Source organism: Allomuricauda ruestringensis DSM 13258 (assembly GCF_000224085.1).
GTDB classification, from domain to species: domain Bacteria; phylum Bacteroidota; class Bacteroidia; order Flavobacteriales; family Flavobacteriaceae; genus Flagellimonas; species Flagellimonas ruestringensis.
Genome location: NC_015945.1, coordinates 1,814,991 through 1,833,990 on the forward strand (window position 1 = coordinate 1,814,991; position 19,000 = coordinate 1,833,990).

Consider the following 19,000-nt stretch of genomic DNA (forward strand, 5'->3'; position numbering starts at 1 on the left):
ACTACTTGCCATTGAATTGGTTCATGGTGTTTTTTGCACCAGCAAATACAAACGAGCGTATAAGGTCTGTAGATTTTTTCAGGCGTTCCGGCATGGCTTTTTGTTGGTCGGCATCCCATTTGCCCAAAACATAATCAATTTGGTTGCCTTTACTAAAATCGGAACCGACACCAAATCTAAAACGGTTGTATTTGGTTGTCTGTAACACATTTTGGATGTCTTTTAATCCATTGTGGCCACCATCACTTCCTTTGCCTTTTAAACGGATAGAACCAAAAGGAAGGTTTAAGTCATCGGTAATGATCAATACATTATCCAGACTAATATTTTCCTTATCCATCCAATATTTTACAGCTTTGCCGCTCAAATTCATATAAGTTGAGGGCTTTAAACAAACCACGCTTTTTCCTTTGTGCTTAAAAGTGGCAACTGCACCCAATTTGGCACTTTCAAAAGTAAAATCTTCTTGCTCCGCTAAAAAATCTAGAATCTTGAAGCCTATATTGTGACGGGTTTCCTCGTATTTGATTCCAATATTTCCAAGGCCAACAATCAGAAATTTTTTCATGGGGTCGGTTTCTTGCAGTAGTTTTTTTGATGAGCCAAAAAGCTTATTGATTAAATTGAGCATCGGCTGTGTTTCATTTGTCTAAAAATACAAAAGCATCCCAAATTTTACCAAGGTAAAAAGGGATGCTCTTGCAAAATGTTTAAAGTGCTATTCCGCAGCTTCTGCTTCAGGAGCTTCGCCACCTTCGGCAGTTTCTCCTTCTGCTCCTTCTACTCCTTCTTCATCTTCATCCTCGGCTAGCTCATCATCAATAGAAGTTCTAGATGCTTTAACCTGAACGATAGCAGTGCTATCTGGGTGCAAGAATGTGTAGTCGTCGTTAAGAATGGTTTCTACAGCAATGGTCTGTCCGATCCTCAACTTGGAAATATCAATAGTGATAAAATCAGGAAGCAAATCGGGCAGTGCTCTAATGGATAGCTTTCGCTTTCTGAAAAGCAAGCGACCACCATTTTTAACCCCTGGGGAGTTTCCTTCCAAACGTACCGGGATTCTCATGGTGATTGGTTTGTCCTCGAACAATTGATAGAAATCGATGTGAAGGATGTTGTCGGTTACAGGGTGAAATTGAATATCCTGCAATACGGCGGCAAACTTTTGGCCATCCTCCAATTCAATTACTACGGTGTGCGCATTTGGAGTGTACACCAAGTCTTTGAATGCGATTTCATCTGCTGAAAAATGCACTGGCTTATCCCCTCCGTACAGCACGCAAGGGACCTTTCCAGCATTACGTAAGGCCTTGGTAGAAACCTTGCCCACGCTTTCTCTTTGGGATCCTTTGATTGTAATTGACTTCATAACTTCTATTATAATATTTAAATTAAATTCTAAAACTAACTTTTCGAGGTGCCCGTGCTGTCAGCCTGAGCACTTCGACTCCGCTCAGTATAAACTTCGTCGAAGGCTACATTAAAAATTTTGAAGATATTGACGTGTTGTGATGTACCCGGTGCATAACATCTGCAAAGAGGTCGGCACAAGACAATACCTTTATTTTTTCTTTTTCATGATTTACCGGAATGGAATCGGTAACGATTAGTTCCGACAATTTTGATTCCTCTATTCTTTCGTAAGCCTTACCGGATAGTAATCCATGTGTTGTTACGGCACGTACGCTTTCAGCACCTCTTTCCATCATCAAATCGGCAGCTTTGGTAAGTGTGCCGGCCGTATCAACCATATCATCCACCAAAACTACGTTTTTGCCCTGAACATCGCCAATAAGTTCCATGTGCGAAATTACATTGGCCTTGGCCCTTTGCTTGTAACAGATCACTACATCGCATTCCAAAGCTTTGGAATAGGCGTAAGCTCTTTTGGAACCACCCATATCGGGAGATGCAATGCACAAATTGTCCAAATTAAGACCTCTTAAATAAGGAAGGAACAAGGTAGAGGCAAACAGATGATCCACTGGCTTTTCAAAGAAGCCCTGGATTTGGTCTGCATGCAGGTCCATGGTTATTATCCTTGTTGCGCCAGCGGTCTCCAACATTTTGGCCACCAACTTGGCGGCGATGGGAACACGTGGCTTGTCCTTTCTATCTTGTCTGGCCCAACCAAAATAAGGCATAACGGCCGTAATGTGTCTTGCGGAAGCTCTTTTGGCAGCATCCAACATCAACAACATTTCCATCAAGTTTTCCGAGCTTGGATTCGTAGAACCGATGATAAAAATCCTGGCTCCTCGAATAGATTCCTCGAACGATGGCTGGAATTCACCATCGCTATACCGTGAGAATTGGACTTTTCCCAATTCTGCACCATAAGAAGCAGCGATTTTCTTGCCCAGCTCTACACTTTGGGTACAAGCAAAAATTTTAGGTTCCGGAACTTGATAGGCCATTACAATCTCTTGTTAACTAGCGTTTTAAAGTACTTTTTTGTAAGGAGGTGCAAATTTAAGAATTAATTCGGGTTGCTAAAGGATAAATCAAAGTATTTTTTGGTGATAAATAAAAAATATTTTTTAGCTTTGCACTCGCATTTAAAAAATGTGGTACCAATGCCTTGGTGGCGGAACTGGTAGACGCGCTGGATTCAAAATCCAGTTCCTTCGGGAGTGGGGGTTCGATTCCCCCCCAAGGTACTAAAGGGATAGGCCGAGATTTAAATCTCGGCCTATTTTTTTGGTACAACATTATCGGCAGAGTGTTTTTGATGCCCGTGAAAATTGACAGCACCTCCACCTACCATAAGCATCTGAACCCCGTGTTTGTTGGTCATTTCCAAAAAAAAGGTCCATATTCCCTTTCCATTGCCTCATTTTCACGTAGTAATTTGTATGATGAATTTATTCTTGTCATGTTTGGCCTTTGTGGGAAACCGGTTGATGCCCTGCATCAGGTCCAAGAAACGGTAAAAACGCTCTGTAGGGGTGAGTGCCAGAAAATCTCTTTCCTGTTCCATATTGGCTTCATCTTTGGTACGAAATTGAACTTGCATATGTCTAATTATTACCATCCTAGATTATAAAGATATTACAAATTGGCCAGAGCCATGTTTTTTTTAAAAATAGCCACGAGTGGATAAGGCAAGAAAAAGCGGGTTCATTGCTATGTCATGTTATTTTTTTGAGGCTTGTTCTTCAGGGAGAAAACTTAACCGCTTTCCAAAAGTCTAATTTTTGCAATATGCCCGTTTTGTGTTAAATGTCGCTGGTGTTAGGCTTTCACTGTCCTTAATTATTTTTTTAACATTTTTGTTAAAAAAATGTGAAAAAAAATTTGGCAAGAATGATGCTTGTTGGATTTTTTCTGAGCCCTTATTCTGCGTTTGCTCCGACGGATTTTTACAGTTCCAAAACACAAATGTTGATAAAAGTGTTAAGAACCTAATGGGTGCAACTTAAAATTCAACAGAAGAAAATATGAATTTTACATTCAAGCTATTTTTTACAACTCCAAACCGTTTTCTTCATGCAGATTACTCAAATAACCAAGAGGGACTTTAGTACGCAAGAATTTGATTTACACAAGATTACCAATGCAATCTTGAAGGCTATGACCGCGGTAGACCATGGCCAGATCAACAATGCGCAGGCCATTGCCAGTAACGTCAACAAGGTGTTGTTGGAACGAAAGAGCCAAGACGAACATTATTTGCCTACCGTCGAAGAAGTGCAAGATGTAGTGGAGAACGAACTTATGAATAGTGAGTTCCACGATGCCGCAAAAGCCTATATTATTTATAGAAACAAAAGGGCACAAATGCGCGAATCGGATATTTTCGAGAAGCGTATCAACCTGAAGCCTTATGAGTATCCTCAATTGTATGAGTACGTACCAGCGATCCGACACTCTTATTGGATACATACTGAGTTTAATTTCACCAGTGATATCCAAGATTTTAAATCCGGGTTGAACGAAGTTGAACAGAGTGCCATCAAGAATACCATGTTGGCCATTTCCCAAATTGAGGTGGCGGTAAAATCATTCTGGGGGGATATTTATCATAGAATGCCAAAGCCGGAAATTGGTTCGGTCGGAGCTACGTTTGCCGAGAGTGAGGTGCGTCATCACGATGCATACTCCCATCTTTTGGAGATTTTGGGATTGAACCAGGAGTTTGAAAACCTGAAGAAGAAACCTGTTATCATGAAACGAGTGCAGTATTTGGAGACTGCGCTTAAAAATGCAAAAAGTGAGAACAACAAGGAATATGCAGAATCTATCTTACTTTTCTCCCTTTTCATTGAACATGTGTCCCTCTTCTCTCAGTTTTTGATCATTATGGCTTTCAATAAGCACAAAAATGTGCTGAAAGGAATTTCCAATGTGGTTGAGGCGACTTCAAAAGAAGAGCAAATTCATGGTGATTTCGGTATCGATGTAATCAACATCATCAAAAAAGAACACCCAGAGTGGTTCGATGATGCTTATAAAGAAATGATCCAGGACATCTGTGTAAAAGCATTCGATGCAGAAAGCAGAATAGTGGACTGGATTTTTGAAGCAGGTGAATTGGACTTTCTGCCAAAGAACTTGGTGAACGAATTCATCAAAAACAGATTTAACAATTCCTTGGAGAGTATTGGAATCTCCAAAATATTCGATGTCGATCAAAAGCTATTAGATCAGACCGAATGGTTCGATGACGAGATCATAGGAACAAAACACGGAGACTTTTTTGTAAAAAGATCCATCAACTACAGCAAAAGAACACAAAGTATAACAAGCGACGACCTTTTTTAAATTATGGAGAAGAGAACACAAACAACCCCGACCACCGATCAAAAGCAGGATAACAAAACGCAAGAACTTGTTAACGCAAGAAAGGATACCTTGTCTAAACTCAAAACAGAGGGAGGCAAAGGATTTGAATGGTTGAACGAATATAGCCGAAAATTTTTGGCGTCTGGATACCTTACCGAAGGTGTAAGTCCAGAGGAACGTATCCGTGAGATTGGTGATAGGGCAGAGGAGATTTTGCAGATTCCGGGGTATTCGGACAAATTCTACGGCTATATGTCCGAAGGGTTTTTCTCTTTGGCTTCTCCAGTATGGTCCAATTTTGGAAAAAAGCGTGGGTTGCCCATTAGTTGCTTTGGATCGCACATTGATGATGATATGGGGAACATCCTATACACCCAATCAGAGGTCGGAATGATGTCGAAGCTTGGTGGTGGAACATCAGGATACTTTGGTAAAATAAGGCATAGGGGGGCTCCTGTAAAAAATAACGGGCAAGCTTCTGGAGCGGTTCACATAATGCAGTTGTTCGAATCCATGGTCGATGTGGTCAGTCAAGGATCGGTACGTCGAGGTCGTTTTTCTCCATACTTACCTATTGACCATAAGGACATTATGGAGTTTTTGGAAATAGGTACGGAAGGAAACCCTATACAACAATTGACCCATGGGGTAACTGTAACCAACCAATGGATGCAGGAAATGGTCGAGGGTGATGTTGAAAAAAGAACTGTGTGGGCCAAGGTATTGCAGCGTAGGGGAGAAATGGGATACCCTTATATATTCTTCTCCGACAATGCCAATGACGGTGCCGCGGATGTCTACAAAGACAAAAACCACCGTATCCACGCTAGTAACCTGTGTACGGAAATCATGTTACCATCCAACGATGATTGGTCGTTTGTATGCGTACTTTCCAGTATCAACTTAATGCATTACGACAAATGGAAGAAGACCGATGCGGTTGAAACCATGGTTCACTTTTTGGATGCCGTAATTACCGAGTTTATCGAAAAACTGGAAGCATACAGAGATTCTTCCGATAGGGAAGATCGACAAACCTTCCTATTTATGGAGAGGGCCTACAACTTTGCCAAGCAAAACCGTTCGTTGGGCCTAGGTGCTTTGGGTTGGCACTCCTTATTGCAGTCCAAAAGATTGGCGTTCAACAGTCAAGAAGCCTACAATCTTAACAGCGAGATTTTTAGGGAAATCAAGGAGCGCTCTTACAAAGCATCCGAGCAATTGGCAGAACGTTTTGGCGAGCCAGAAGTATTGAAAGGCTACGGAAGACGCAATGCAACCTTGAACGCTATTGCGCCAACCACATCATCCGCCTTTATTTTGGGGCAGGTATCCCAAGGAATTGAGCCTATTTGGTCCAATTGCTATGTAAAAGATATCGCCAAGATCAAGGTGACCATCAAAAATCCGTTCTTAATGGATTTGTTGGAAGAAAAAGGACAGAACACTTCCGAGGTATGGAAGAGCATCCGTGATATGGATGGTTCCGTACAACACTTGGACTTTTTGACCGAAGAGGAGAAAGCGGTGTTCAAAACCTATTCAGAATTGGATCAGTTGGACATTGTGTACCAAGCGGCCAATAGACAAAACCACATTGATCAAGGACAATCGGTGAACATTATTGTACACCCCGACATGCCTACCAAGGATATCAACAAAATCCACGTAACCGCATGGAAACTCGGTTTAAAATCGTTGTACTATCAGCATAGTATGAATGCTGCACAGAAATTTAAACAAAAGAAAGATTGTGTTAGCTGTGAGGCATAGGTAAAAAACGACCGATCATAAATGAATAATAGGCCCTGGGAAATCAGGGCTTATTTTTTGTAACACACTTATATACAATGAATTAGTCATTTGTTTTTAGTTGATTGTTCCAGATAAACTTTGGCTACTAACCTATTTTGTTTTCGTATTGGGCAAAAAAGCTCAATGAACCATAAATTTAGGGTGTTTCTTTCATCAGTTATTTGTGTTTTCACAACAAAAGCATCCTCCCATACAACATAACTTCCCATTTTTACCATGTTCTTGATAAGTTTGGGTACGTCTTACTACGTAAGAACAACCTCATCAACTAAACTATGAACAAACCCCAATCCTCCCTACTTTCTAGGTGTTTTTTATTGGTAGTTTTTCTTGTGTTCGTTTCATTTCAAAAAGCGTATTCACAATCCTGTGCGGTCAATGCGGGTCCTAACCAAACTTTTGATCAGACTACCTCGGTTTTTTTAAGCGCAGATACTCCGCCAGTAGGTACGGGAACTTGGAAACAACTATCCGGCCCTACATTGGTGGATTTTGATGATGCAACCGATCCCAATACAGAAGTAACCAATGCCACATACGGAACTTACATTTTTGAGTGGACCGTTTCCGGTGCTACTTGCGATACAGCTTCGGATACGGTCGGGATTACGATTGAAGGAATTGATTTATCATTGACAAAAACAATTGATAAATCACCCCCTTTGGTGAGCGACAATGTCAGGTTTACCCTAACTGTTTTCAATGATGGTCCAAGTGATGCCACCAGTGTGGAAGTTACAGATCTTTTGCCTTCAGGGTACACCTATGTGACGGATAATGGCGATGGTGCGTACAATGAGGCCACTGGGATATGGAATGTAGGGTCTTTGGCAAGTGGAGGCTCCACAAGCCTAAATATACTTGCCAAGGTAAATGCCTCTGGAGACTACGACAACACAGCCCAAATAACGGGGCATGACCAAACGGACATTGATTCAACGCCAAATAATGATGCACCTGGCGAGGATGATCAGGACGAGGTCTCTGTAACACCGGAACCCTTGGTGGATATTTCCGTGACCAAAACTGTAGATGAGTTTGTCCCTGAAGTGGGAGAGGAGATAGTTTTTACCATAACTGTTCAAAACGATGGACCAAGCGATGCCACCAACGTGGTGGTCACCGATGTTTTGGCCTCGGGTTATCAATTGGTGAATGCCGCTCCATCTCTAGGGACTTATAATTCAACCAATGGCTCTTGGGTCGTTGGCAATTTGGCCAATGGAAATGTAGAAACCTTGGAAGTAACCTTACAGGTTCTATCAACGGGAGATTATACCAACACAGCCGAGTTGACCAATGTTGCTGAAAAAGATGTGGATTCAACCCCTAACAATAACAACGAATCTGAAGATGATCAACAGTCCATTGAACCTATTCCAATCCCTGTTGCAGATCTTCTTTTGCGTAAATCCGTGAACGTGTTGAGCCCTTATGTGGGCCAAGAAGTTATTTTTACGGTGAACATTACCAATCTGGGGCCTAGTGATGCCTCTGGTGTTGAGGTAATGGATCTATTGCCAGATGGATATACCTATGTTTCCCATACTACCACGGCAGGAATCTACAATGCAACCTCTGGAATGTGGGTGCTCAACGGCGATTTGGCAGAAGGAAGAACAGATACCTTGACCATTGTGGCCACGGTAAATAACTCAGGAGACCATTTTAATGTTGCCGAAGTATTTGCTTCCGATCAATACGATCCGAATTCCATTCCGAACAACAATAATGTTTTTGAAAACGACCAAGATAATGCTGGAACCACACCCATTCCGTCTGCCGATTTGGCCTTGAACGTAAGTGTGGACAATGATTTCCCCGATGTTGGAGCACAGGTAACGTTCACCATTACCCTGATAAACGAGGGGCCGAGCGATGCCTTGGGTGTTGAAGTTAAAAATGTGCTGCCCGATGGTTTTACCTATATCTCTGATGATTCAGGAGGACTTTTTAATTCATCCAACGGAGTTTGGAATGTCGGTACTGTTGCTTTTGAATCCCAAATGGAAATGAACATTGTAGCCGAGGTGAATCCTTCCGGAGATTATACCACTACTGCAGAAGTGGTGGATGCACTCTTTTTTGATGCGGATTCAACACCAAACAATCATATACTGGCAGAAGATGATCAAGATGAGCAAGCTGTAACACCAAGGTATATTACCGATATTTCGGTTTCCAAAACGGTGAACGATATGAACCCCGAAGTGGGCGATGAAATTGTTTTTACCATTCAGATAAGCAATAATGGTCCCAACGATGCCTCAGGATTGATCATTGAGGATAAACTTGAAAGTGGGTACGCATTTGTGTCCGCAACCGTAACATCGGGAATCTATGATGAAATTGCAGGTTCGTGGGATTTACCGGCCGTTTCCAACGGTTCGATCCAAACTTTGGAAATACGGGCAAGAGTGCTTTCCAGTGGAAGTTACCAGAATACTGCGGAACTTACCGCTTTGGATACTTATGACCCAGATTCGACCCCAAACAATAATTTGGGTTCTGAGGATGACCAAGAAACCGTAATACCAGTTCCAGGTGGGTCGAGTGATTTATCCCTCAATAAAACTGTAGATAATGCCAATCCCAATGTGGGGGATGTGGTTCGGTTTGTGGTGAGTGTCACCAACCATGGCCCATCAGATGCCAGAAATGTTGAGGTGACCGATGTGTTGCCGTCTGGTTACACCTACGAATCCCATACGTCAACGGCTGGGATTTACAATGCTGACTCAGGGATTTGGAGCGTAAACAGGACTATTCTGAATCAGGACACAGAAAGTCTGGAAATTTTGGTCTTGGTCAATGCACCAACAGGAACCGAAGACGAATATTTGAATACAGCTTTCGTTTCGGAAAGTTTGTATGCTGACCCGGACAGTGACCCTTCAATGGGGCTGGATGAAGATGATTTTGCAGATGGTATTGCAGATGATGACGAAGCCACTGCTGTTATAGTGCCTCAAACTACAGACATCGCAATCACAAAAAAAGTGGACAATGCCATGCCCAACATTGGCGATGAGGTTGTTTTTGAAATAACTGTAACCAATCAAGGTATGGATAATGCTACCCATCTTGGAATTGAGGAGCAACTGCCTTTGGGCTATAGTTATGTAAGTTCGGAAGTAACAGTGGGCGCATACGATACAGCATCATCTTTTTGGGAAATTGAATCGTTGCCTGTTGCCGAAACCGCAACATTGTTGCTTACGGTAAAGGTCTTGGATATTGAAGAATACCTAAATGTGGCAAGTTTGGCCTATATGGACCAATGGGATACCGATGAAACAAACAACTTTGCCGAAGCTTTTGTGGAACCCAGCTGTTTGGTAGTGTACAACGAGTTTTCACCCAATGGAGATGGCGTTAACGACTATTTTAAGATTGATTGTATTTCCCGTTATCCGAATAATACGCTTCAGGTGTATAACAGATGGGGCAACATTGTTTTTGAGAAACGTTCGTACAGCAATGATTGGGACGGTACGCCCAACGGACGGGCCATTGTTCAAAAAGAAGACCAATTGCCAGTAGGAACCTATTATTATGTGCTGGATTTGGGCGATGGGTCCGAACCACGAACAGATTGGTTGTATATAAATAGATAAATATGGGAATTGTTTCAAAAAAATATATAGCCAAAGGATTTAAGCAAGTTTGTGTATTGCTGGTCGTGATGTGTTCATTTTCCATTTATGCGCAACAGGACCCTCAATTTACCCAGTACATGTACAACACCATGAGTGTGAACCCGGCCTATGCGGGCGCTAATGGGCATATAACTGCTTTGCTGATGCACCGTTCCCAATGGGTTGGGGTAAATGGTGCGCCAAATACTCAAGTACTCGCGGTGGATTCTCCTCTGGAAAACAAACTTGGGATAGGGGGAATAATTGCCCGTGATGCTTTGGGACCTTCTTCCGAAATTTCTTTAGACGGCAATGTTTCTTATACCATTCAACTGGACAGTGCCGACAGAAAACTCTCCTTTGGCATGAAAGTGGGCGGGCGTATTTTTGATGTGGATTTTTCCAAAGGACTCATGGAAGAAGCCGATGTTGCCTTTCAAAACAATATAAAAAGCAAATTTTTCCCAACCATAGGGGCAGGGATTTATTACGATTCCGGAAAAGGATACTTGGGTTTTGCCATACCCAATTTTTTTTCACAAAAGCATTACGATGGGGAAGAACAGGAAATCGCCGCAGAACGTTTACATTATTATTTTATTGGTGGAAAAGTGTTTGATTTGACTCCTGATGTAAAACTGAAACCCGCTTTCTTTGTAAAATGGGTGCCAGGAGCACCTATAATAGCCGATGTGTCGGTAAATGCGCTGCTCAAGGAGACCTTTACCTTTGGTTTGGCCTATCGGTGGGACGATTCTTTCTCTACCTTGTTGGGTATGCAGATCAATCCAAACTTTAGTGCAGGTTATGCCTATGACCTTACCACTTCCAATTTGGCAAGCTACACGGGAGGGTCGCACGAGCTGTTTGTGCGGTACGAGTTCAAATCCTCCAAAAAGCAGAAAGAAACGCCAACATTTTAAATAGTAGGTAACATATCTTCACTTTAAGAAGTATTCATCAGCAAAAAATAGTCGTTATCTTTAGCATTGCAATAGGAAAGTAAGCCGCTAAAATTGATTTACAATGGAGAGGAATGAGTTGTACCCCGTTTTTTTGAAAGTTTCAAACTTGAACGTACTAATTGTGGGCGGAGGCAATGTTGGATTGGAAAAGCTGACTTTTTTATTGAAATCCAGCCCCAATGCCCAAGTTCAGATGGTAGCTCCAGAATTTTTGCCAGCTACATTGGAACTGGCCGAAAAGCACAATGTGGAAATTACAAGGGAAGCCTATTCGGAAAATTTTTTGGAAGGAAAACATATAGTTGTTGCCTGTACGGACAAGCCAGAGGTGAACGAACAGGTGTACCAGGACTGTAGGAGTAGGAGCATATTGGTAAATGTAGCGGACAACCCACCATTTTGCGATTTTTATATGGGTGGCATTGTGACCAAGGGCAATGTTAAGGTCGCCATTTCCACAAACGGAAAATCCCCGACCACGGCCAAACGGCTGCGTCAATTTTTTGAGGATGTTCTTCCTGAAAATATAGACGACCTGGTGAACAACCTTAACGAATACCGCAAAACCTTGAAAGGAGATTTTGAGCAAAAGGTAGATGCCTTGAACGAGTTCACGAAAGGGTTGGTGAACAAAAAGGATTGATCACTCGATAATCGAGACTTAAATGCTCTGAGGCTTGCCTCGAAATCAAAATATGTTTTCCTGCCAATGTCTCGTGGGCTTGCCCCGGGGTAGTTTACAGCTTCAATTTTTGGAACGATTTTCACAACCGTTTCATGGCTTCGATCAAATCATCTTTTTTTCTTGGCGAAATGTTCACTTCCAAATCATTGTCCATAACTAAGTGGCCACCTTCGGATTTAACATATTTTTTTACCTTTTTTAAGTTGATGAGGTAGCTGTTGTGGACCCTCATAAATTGGTGTTCCGAAAGTAAGTTTTCATATTCTTTTAGGTGTTTGCTCACTAAAAGGGTATTGTTGTCCTCAAGCATAAAAGAAGTGTAGGAACCATCGGCCTTGCATGCAATAATATCGTCAATGGCGATAAATTCCATGCCCGATGTTGTGGCCAAGCAAATTTTCTCGGGTCTTATCTTTCCTCTGGAAATGCTTTGCATTAAAGTATCCAATTGCTCCCGGTATACGTTGGTATCCATTCTGGTTCTGGCTTTTTCTACAGCTTGTTGCAACTCATCCAGATCAATGGGTTTTAACAAATAATCCAACGAACTAAATTTTATGGCTTTAATGGCATATTTTTCAAAGGCTGTGGTAAAGATAACCTCAAAGTTGGGATCTTTGATTTGATTCAACACATCAAATCCCACACCGGATTGTAGTTCTATATCCAAAAAAACGATATCCGGGCTATAGATGGACAGTACTTTTACCGCTTCATCAACGGTGCCTGCCATTGCAATTACTTCAACATCTTTACAGAATTCCTCCAACATGGATTTTAGGGTTTCCCTGCTGTGTTTTTCATCTTCGATTATTACTGCTTTTAGAATCATTGGGTTGTTTTTAGGGGTTATATAATCGTATTGTTACTTTGGTTCCGCTTGGTTGACTATTGGAATCGAACTTGTCTATTATTTCTATGGTGTTTTTGTGTTGATCGGATTTGTCGAGCATTTTCAGTCTTTTTTTGGTGATTTCCATTCCCCGTGATTTTTTCCTGTCCTCCTCAGATTTGAAATACTGTCTCCCAATACCATTGTCCTCGATTTCTATAACGTAGTATTCTCCTTCTTGCAAAAAGCGCAGTTCAAGGGTTTTTTCTCCATCTTTTTTACCCACCAATCCATGGATTATCGCATTTTCGACAAATGGTTGAACCAACATTAGAGGAATTTCAACACTATCCAAATCAATGGGGTCATCTACTGTAATGGTATAGGAAAATGCATTGTCAAACCGTAATGATTCGAGCTCCAAATAGGAATGTAGCAGTTCTATTTCATCGGCAAGGGTTACCGTGGTCTGGTACGAACTCTCCAACACGTTGCGTGCCAATTTACCAAACTTGGTGAGGTAATTTAAAGCGGCGGTTTTATTGTTGATCAATATTAGGTGTTGGATGGAGCTTAGTGAATTAAAGAAGAAGTGTGGATTCATTTGTGCGCGTTTGACACTGATCTCTTTTAGGGATACTTCTTTTTGAAGCTCCAATTTGCCATCATATTCCAGTTTAATTTTGTAGGCAAGCCCTAGGGAGAAGATAATGATTTCCAAAATGGAACCGCCCATCATATAATACTTGTTAGGGATAAACCAATAGGCCAGTGCTCCCAACATAAATATAAATGAACCCACAACAATGAATATGGCTAGCTTGTCCTTGGCCTTGTACAAAAGGTAGAGCATTGAGAAAAGCCCAAAAAGGGTCATAAACAATCTTTGAACGTTTAGAATGTTGCCCTGTATTTGGTGTAAACTCAAAAAATAAGTCAAAAAATGTACTACTGTCACTAAGGTTAAAAATACTACAGCTATGTTGATTATACTGTTAAGTTGGGGATAATGTTGTGCTGTAGCCAAGTAGTATTTTGCAAAGAGCAGATAAAATAAATTGATAAATACTTGTGAAATCATCACAATCCAAAAGCCTGCCTTACTTTCAAAAAGGGTATTAAAAGTAGGTGTGTCCATTCCTGCAAGATAAATAGCCGAAAAAAGCACATATAACGAATAGAATAGAAACTCAACTTTTTTGATGTTAAGGTACACGACAAGAAAGGTCAAGAATAGAATGGAACAGGCCCCTAAATAGAGTAGGGAGGGGGTTAACTTATTTATATCTTGCCCAGTATAGTAATCGGTGTAAAACCGGTTCGAGGTATTGGAAAGATATTCGAAATGGGCCGGATTTGAAGGTGGGGAGTACATGCGACATTTAATGTACAAATACCTGCCCGAAATTAAATTTTTTTGTTGGAACAAAACGCCGTTGGGGTAAATCAAGGAACCGCCTCCCCCTTTTTGATTAAACTGTCCAAAGTTTTTTTGGGTAATGGAGTCTCCACTAAGATAATACAAGGTCGCTTCGTTAAAAGGGGTTGTCCTTAAGCGCCATGATTTTTGGGTGTGAAGCGTATCCAGTTCATTCTTAAAATCAACTTCAAACCAATAGGTAGGGCCAACTTCCAGCGAAACATTTTGAACAGGTTTAAAGGAATGATTGTTTAAAACCTCTACAAGCTTTGAACCTGAATCTTTAACCATAAGATATGAAACAGGGAGTTTTTTGGTGGCTCGCTCCAACTCGGTTGTTTGAGCTGATAAGGCCGCAGATAAAAGAGATAAGAAAAGACAAATGGCCCTTGAACAAGGCTGTACTTTTTTAAAGAAAATAGTGGAAGTTGATTGTAGTGAATGACAAACAATAAGACTAATAAGGAAATTGTATTGCTTTTGTTTTGGAACAATATAGTTTGTCATTGGAATCATTCAGAAAGGAAGGAATTTAGTAATTAACCTTTTTTGGTCAGTTTTTCAGAACAATTTTTTCTTTCAATTATTGTAAGAATTAATTTATTTTTATATGTTTGGATAAAGTGGATAATATGGCTTGATATGCCAAGGTTTATTGGTGAAGAAAGTGATGGTGTTAAGGTTAGGCTCATAAAATAAGGGTATTACAATTTTATATACTCACAAGTAAAACATTAGTCTACCTTAGCATACAATTTTTTATTTACTAATGTCAACGAACCCATTATCTATTTGTAGACTTTCTTCAAGATAATGGTTTCCTCAATCTTTTTGGTTTTAGATCAAAACTTTTTAACCTCTTAAGTTAAACAATTTTTTTGGGGGAAGAATAAATATGGTCTTAAAAACAGATAGTTGGTCGTTTTAAGTTGAATAGATCAAGGCATATCTGCATGGACCTTTAACAAAAATAACTCACCATTTTCTTTTCTTGATGAACTGTTGCGCAGCATAACCCCATACTTGCTCTCAGCTGAAGAAAATACTAATGGTGAGTTTTTGATTAGTGATTTAGTATTGCTTAATATTTATTTTTTGAGTTGTGGGCTGTACTGTCTTTATCGCCAGAACTAAAGACAAGAACATTAAAGTTTCTGTACAGCCCAACATTCTTTGTTTATCATGGGCTAAATCTACTTCGGTTTCATTAAAAAAAGTGGTGCAATTTGATGAATGCACGTTTTGAGTTTATGGATGGCCATTATGGGTTTATCTGTATGTTTAGAAATGGGATAAAAGTGTAAAATGGGATTTCTATTTTAAGGAAAATCCCATCTTACGTTTACATGAGAACACTAAAGAAAGCATTAAGTATTTTGTAATTGTTTTTATGTAGTTGCAAATAGCCTCTCCTTATTAATTTGTTCCATGGGTCTGGATACGGCACGTACCTTTTTTCGTTGGGGCGTTTTTGCAACATAGTGTCCTTTAAAATCTATGGAAGCTATATTGCTGAAGTGCCCCAGGACGTCTTCAAAATCATTTATTTTTATTCCTGCTTTGGCCAAACTTTTGTGGATGGTGCAATTGCTTGGCGAGGCTCCCCAATTACCATAGATTCTTTCATCACTGAATTTTATGATCAAGACCTTAAGGTTTTTTAAATGATTGGTGGGGACATGAAAATGGGACACACCATCTTTTAATGATTTAAAGGTGACATACACTTTGCCAACATTCTTGTAAACATTCGCTTTATAGCCCATGGCCGCATTGTTCATGGGTAGCTTAAAGTAGGTGTCCTCCGATTCCAGATAAAAAAGGATTGGGTTTTTGTGAAGTACTTCTTCAGTGATTTCGGGAACCTCCAGACTTAAGGACCAACTGGGCAATTGTTCCCTAATATCAAACGATAATAACTCTACGGTATTCGGCGCCATAGGTTTATAATTATCTTTCCTCCGGACTTTTGTTAAAGAAGCGGATTTGTTCAAAAGATAAAGTGGATATCCAATAATTACGGCTGCACAAATCAATGTCCAAATAATGGTCAATAAATGCATAATTCATTTTTTTGATTAAAAATTTGGGAACTTTAATCTTGCACCAAGAAACAAATAAAAATGGGAGGTTCATCCCTATAATATACGGATGGTGCTTCTCAATTGACGAATACAAAACCATCGATTAAATGTCTATTTTAATGGATGAAACGCATAGGTACAATCAAAGAATATTTGCTCTTAGGTTCTAATTTGGACTATTTTTCCTTTTAAGAGTTTCCCTTGTCATCGTCCAGCTGCCCAACCACCCCCATAACATCGTAGTTGGCAATTTTTCTGGTACTGTAATTTCTCTTTATATGGTTTACATAAGTGTGAATTTCTAAGGTATAATAATTCTCAAGTTCAAAAACGGGATCCCTGTTAACTTCAAAACTTTCATCAATCTTCATTTTTCCATAAGCTCTGGCATGGTACACTGTTTTGTGGCTGTTGTTTTCAGAGTCCATCCACTCTATGGTAACCTCAATAAAGTCATCCATTCGTTCCCTAAGTTTATAGGTCGCATGTTTAGGGATTTTTCCAAATTCATATTCAGATTTTACAAGGTCTAAAATCCATTTTTCTAGAAAATTTCCTCTCATTGTAAATTAAGTTTTAGGTGTTCTGATTTGGGCCCGCTGCTGGGCTTTTGGTTCAAATTTTAATATTGAGGTTGATGGTTGTGCTCCCTGTTTTGAGGTATTGGAACCTTGTTTCACCAAGGTTCCGATTTATAGTATTGTACTATCTGATTTTATGGGAGCATATAAAAGCAGGAGGTTGCTGGCAGTTGGGTAACTTTTAAGAAGAACTGCTCTTTATTTAATAATTTATTCATCTATATGTAATAACTCATTAAACCAGTTGAGCGTCTTCACTCGGGCTATCGAACTTTGATTATTATCATCAAAATCAAATCCATGACCAACTCCTTCATAAAGATTGAGTTCCACAGGTAATCCTTTTTCTTTTAAGATATCAAATAAACAAAGTGTGTTCTCCGAAAGATAACCTTCGGAAGGAACTTGGTAGAGCATAGGTGCGTAGGGTTGGAATATATTTCCATCCAGGGCATTGTCGCCACATGGACTGGCTCCCCAATAATTATATCCGCCGGAACCTCCATAATAGAACACACCGCCAGCAAAACCAGTACTCGGCTTTGGTTCAGGAGGCATTACTCCCGAAGAGGTATCGTATTTTTTTCCATCAAAACTTTGGGTCCATACCCACCCTTTTGGCGTAGTGTCAGTATTATACAAAGTTGCCGCTACGGCGCTGGCACCATCGGAAAATCCCAATAGGCCTATATCTTTGGGTCTTACTACGGGGCTTCCATCGGTGAATGTTAAATTTTTGAGCATGGCCAATGCTGCATTTGCATCCCTGGGCCTTATAAATTGGGAACTTATTTTAAAGTTATCGGGAGCAGTGGTCCATTTGCCGGTTCTTGTAGTTACTCCCCTGCCCGAGTAGCTATCCACAAATGCGCCGACAATACAGTTTTCATCAAACAATTTGCGCCATTCGTTGAATTGGCCGGACATGATTCCTTTGCTGGAGTCGTGGTTTGTCCACATACCATCCGAACCATGCATCACTACAATTGCAGGGTAGTTTTTTTTATTGCAATTTTTAGGGATGGATAAATAAACGGGAACTATGCCATTATTCACTTTTAACTGAACAATGGTGTCCGTAGTTGTGGATGAAATTACAGCTTTTCCATTAATAGTGTCCGATGGAAAACCATCATCATCACTACAGGATGATGCGACGCCTAAAAGGGCCAAGAGAGCAAGTAGGTTGAGTTTTTGGAACGATTTAAGAAAATTTTTCATAGTCATATTTGTTTTAAATTAATAGGTGCAAGTGCAATTGGAAATTCCTTGGAAGAGGTCTATGCCCAAGGTTATTACATGGGTTCCGGATGAGTATCCCAATATTTCGGTCATTACGGCCTGATAGGAGTACCCAAAATAAAAGTCCCCCTTTTTAAGCCCAATGATCGGAGCTATATAAAGCGGGGATCCTAATTGATCATTTAAAAATCGGTAGGTTATTCCAGCATAGTAATAGTCTAAAAAATCAAACCATTTGAATTTTGTATTTATGTCCGTAATCGATCTCCCATCATTTTCAAAATATTGGAAGAAGACAGAAGGCTCAATTTCGAAATCGGTCCTTCTATTCTTTCTGAACTTATATCCGGAATACACATTATAGTTCCGCAACTTATCGGGTTCAAAAACAGGATTGAACTTTTCAAAATCCTTATCCAGAATGTTGGAGACATTGAGGCTAAGATAAAATCCACCACGCCTGTACAAGGTCCCCACATCAAAGTTTGGATTGCTTGAAGATCGATCGTTTACAATCGCAGGGTCTTTTTTTGAATCTGGGTCAAAGTTTTCGATATCAAACCTAATTTGATTGAGATTAAAGGAGAGTGCAAAGGAGAAATAATGGTCCTCATATTTATCAATGGTCAGGTGGTGCGCAAAGGAAACCTTACCGCCACGCTGTTTGGTTTCCCCGTTGGAATCGTTATAGAGCACCATCCCGATTCCCGATCGGTTCCCCAGTCTCACATCGGCGGACAATGATTGGGTGTCAGGAGCATCCTTGACACCCACCCATTGTGTTAGACCGTTCATCCTCACCTTTACAAAGTTGCCGATTCCCGCAAAGGAAGGCGACATCAAAAAAGGATTGTCAGATAAGTATTGCGACAATTGGGGCACAGTAAGTTCTTGCCCCTTGACGAGGAATACATTCATTAATATTAAAAAAACTACAATTCTTTTCATTG

Annotated in this window: 15 protein-coding genes and 1 tRNA gene; 6 read left to right on the top strand and 10 right to left on the bottom strand. The window is 40.4% G+C overall.

What is annotated here, in order from left to right:
* Position 1: 1 nt before the first annotated feature.
* From pth to MURRU_RS08215, 3 genes are all read right to left on the bottom strand, one after another.
* Complete coding sequence (gene pth, locus MURRU_RS08205) at positions 2–631, bottom strand: aminoacyl-tRNA hydrolase (RefSeq protein WP_014032993.1); 630 nt, start codon at positions 629–631, stop codon at positions 2–4.
* An 87-nt stretch (positions 632–718) separates the two neighbouring features.
* On the bottom strand, positions 719–1,372 hold the full coding sequence (locus MURRU_RS08210) for a 50S ribosomal protein L25/general stress protein Ctc (RefSeq protein WP_014032994.1): 654 nt from the start codon (positions 1,370–1,372) through the stop codon (positions 719–721).
* 106 nt (positions 1,373–1,478) lie between these two features.
* Complete coding sequence (locus MURRU_RS08215) at positions 1,479–2,420, bottom strand: ribose-phosphate pyrophosphokinase (RefSeq protein WP_014032995.1); 942 nt, start codon at positions 2,418–2,420, stop codon at positions 1,479–1,481.
* 161 nt (positions 2,421–2,581) lie between these two features.
* Here MURRU_RS08215 and MURRU_RS08220 point away from each other — a divergent pair.
* Positions 2,582–2,663: transfer RNA gene (locus MURRU_RS08220), tRNA-Leu, on the top strand.
* Positions 2,664–2,842: 179 nt separating this feature from the next.
* Here MURRU_RS08220 and MURRU_RS17935 read toward each other — a convergent pair.
* Positions 2,843–3,019 (bottom strand): hypothetical protein, encoded by a 177-nt coding sequence (locus MURRU_RS17935; RefSeq protein ID WP_014032996.1) that lies wholly within the window; start codon positions 3,017–3,019, stop codon positions 2,843–2,845.
* 473 nt (positions 3,020–3,492) lie between these two features.
* On the opposite strand from MURRU_RS17935, the gene MURRU_RS08225 reads away from it, so the two are divergent.
* The 5 genes from MURRU_RS08225 to MURRU_RS08245 all read left to right on the top strand — a co-directional run bounded on the left by MURRU_RS08225 (position 3,493) and on the right by MURRU_RS08245 (position 11,849).
* On the top strand, positions 3,493–4,767 hold the full coding sequence (locus tag MURRU_RS08225; RefSeq protein WP_014032997.1) for a ribonucleotide-diphosphate reductase subunit beta: 1,275 nt from the start codon (positions 3,493–3,495) through the stop codon (positions 4,765–4,767).
* Positions 4,768–4,770: 3 nt separating this feature from the next.
* Positions 4,771–6,561 (top strand): ribonucleoside-diphosphate reductase subunit alpha, encoded by a 1,791-nt coding sequence (locus tag MURRU_RS08230; RefSeq protein WP_014032998.1) that lies wholly within the window; start codon positions 4,771–4,773, stop codon positions 6,559–6,561.
* 317 nt (positions 6,562–6,878) lie between these two features.
* The gene (locus tag MURRU_RS08235) at positions 6,879–10,220 is read left to right on the top strand and encodes a T9SS type B sorting domain-containing protein (protein WP_014033000.1); all 3,342 of its coding nucleotides are present in this window, start codon (positions 6,879–6,881) and stop codon (positions 10,218–10,220) included.
* 2 nt (positions 10,221–10,222) lie between these two features.
* Positions 10,223–11,164 (top strand): PorP/SprF family type IX secretion system membrane protein, encoded by a 942-nt coding sequence (locus MURRU_RS08240; RefSeq protein WP_014033001.1) that lies wholly within the window; start codon positions 10,223–10,225, stop codon positions 11,162–11,164.
* Between the two features lie 103 nt (positions 11,165–11,267).
* Entirely contained in the window at positions 11,268–11,849 is a 582-nt protein-coding gene (locus MURRU_RS08245) for a precorrin-2 dehydrogenase/sirohydrochlorin ferrochelatase family protein (protein ID WP_014033002.1), read from the top strand.
* Between the two features lie 121 nt (positions 11,850–11,970).
* On the opposite strand, the gene MURRU_RS08250 is transcribed toward MURRU_RS08245, so the two are convergent.
* The 6 genes from MURRU_RS08250 to MURRU_RS08275 form a co-directional block, all read right to left on the bottom strand.
* Positions 11,971–12,723 carry a LytR/AlgR family response regulator transcription factor gene (locus MURRU_RS08250; RefSeq protein WP_014033003.1) on the bottom strand — a complete coding sequence of 251 codons (753 nt, stop codon included), beginning with the start codon at positions 12,721–12,723 and terminating at the stop codon, positions 11,971–11,973.
* 10 nt (positions 12,724–12,733) lie between these two features.
* Positions 12,734–14,434 (bottom strand): sensor histidine kinase, encoded by a 1,701-nt coding sequence (locus MURRU_RS08255; protein WP_187289881.1) that lies wholly within the window; start codon positions 14,432–14,434, stop codon positions 12,734–12,736.
* A 1,097-nt stretch (positions 14,435–15,531) separates the two neighbouring features.
* The gene (locus MURRU_RS08260; protein ID WP_014033005.1) at positions 15,532–16,206 is read right to left on the bottom strand and encodes a hypothetical protein; all 675 of its coding nucleotides are present in this window, start codon (positions 16,204–16,206) and stop codon (positions 15,532–15,534) included.
* A 209-nt stretch (positions 16,207–16,415) separates the two neighbouring features.
* The gene (locus MURRU_RS08265) at positions 16,416–16,790 is read right to left on the bottom strand and encodes a hypothetical protein (protein WP_014033006.1); all 375 of its coding nucleotides are present in this window, start codon (positions 16,788–16,790) and stop codon (positions 16,416–16,418) included.
* A 228-nt stretch (positions 16,791–17,018) separates the two neighbouring features.
* Positions 17,019–18,029, bottom strand: coding sequence for a dienelactone hydrolase family protein (locus MURRU_RS08270; RefSeq protein WP_014033007.1), 1,011 nt, complete (start codon positions 18,027–18,029; stop codon positions 17,019–17,021).
* A gap of 18 nt (positions 18,030–18,047) precedes the next feature.
* Positions 18,048–18,998 (bottom strand): PorP/SprF family type IX secretion system membrane protein, encoded by a 951-nt coding sequence (locus tag MURRU_RS08275; RefSeq protein WP_014033008.1) that lies wholly within the window; start codon positions 18,996–18,998, stop codon positions 18,048–18,050.
* Between the last annotated feature and the right edge of the window lie 2 nt (positions 18,999–19,000).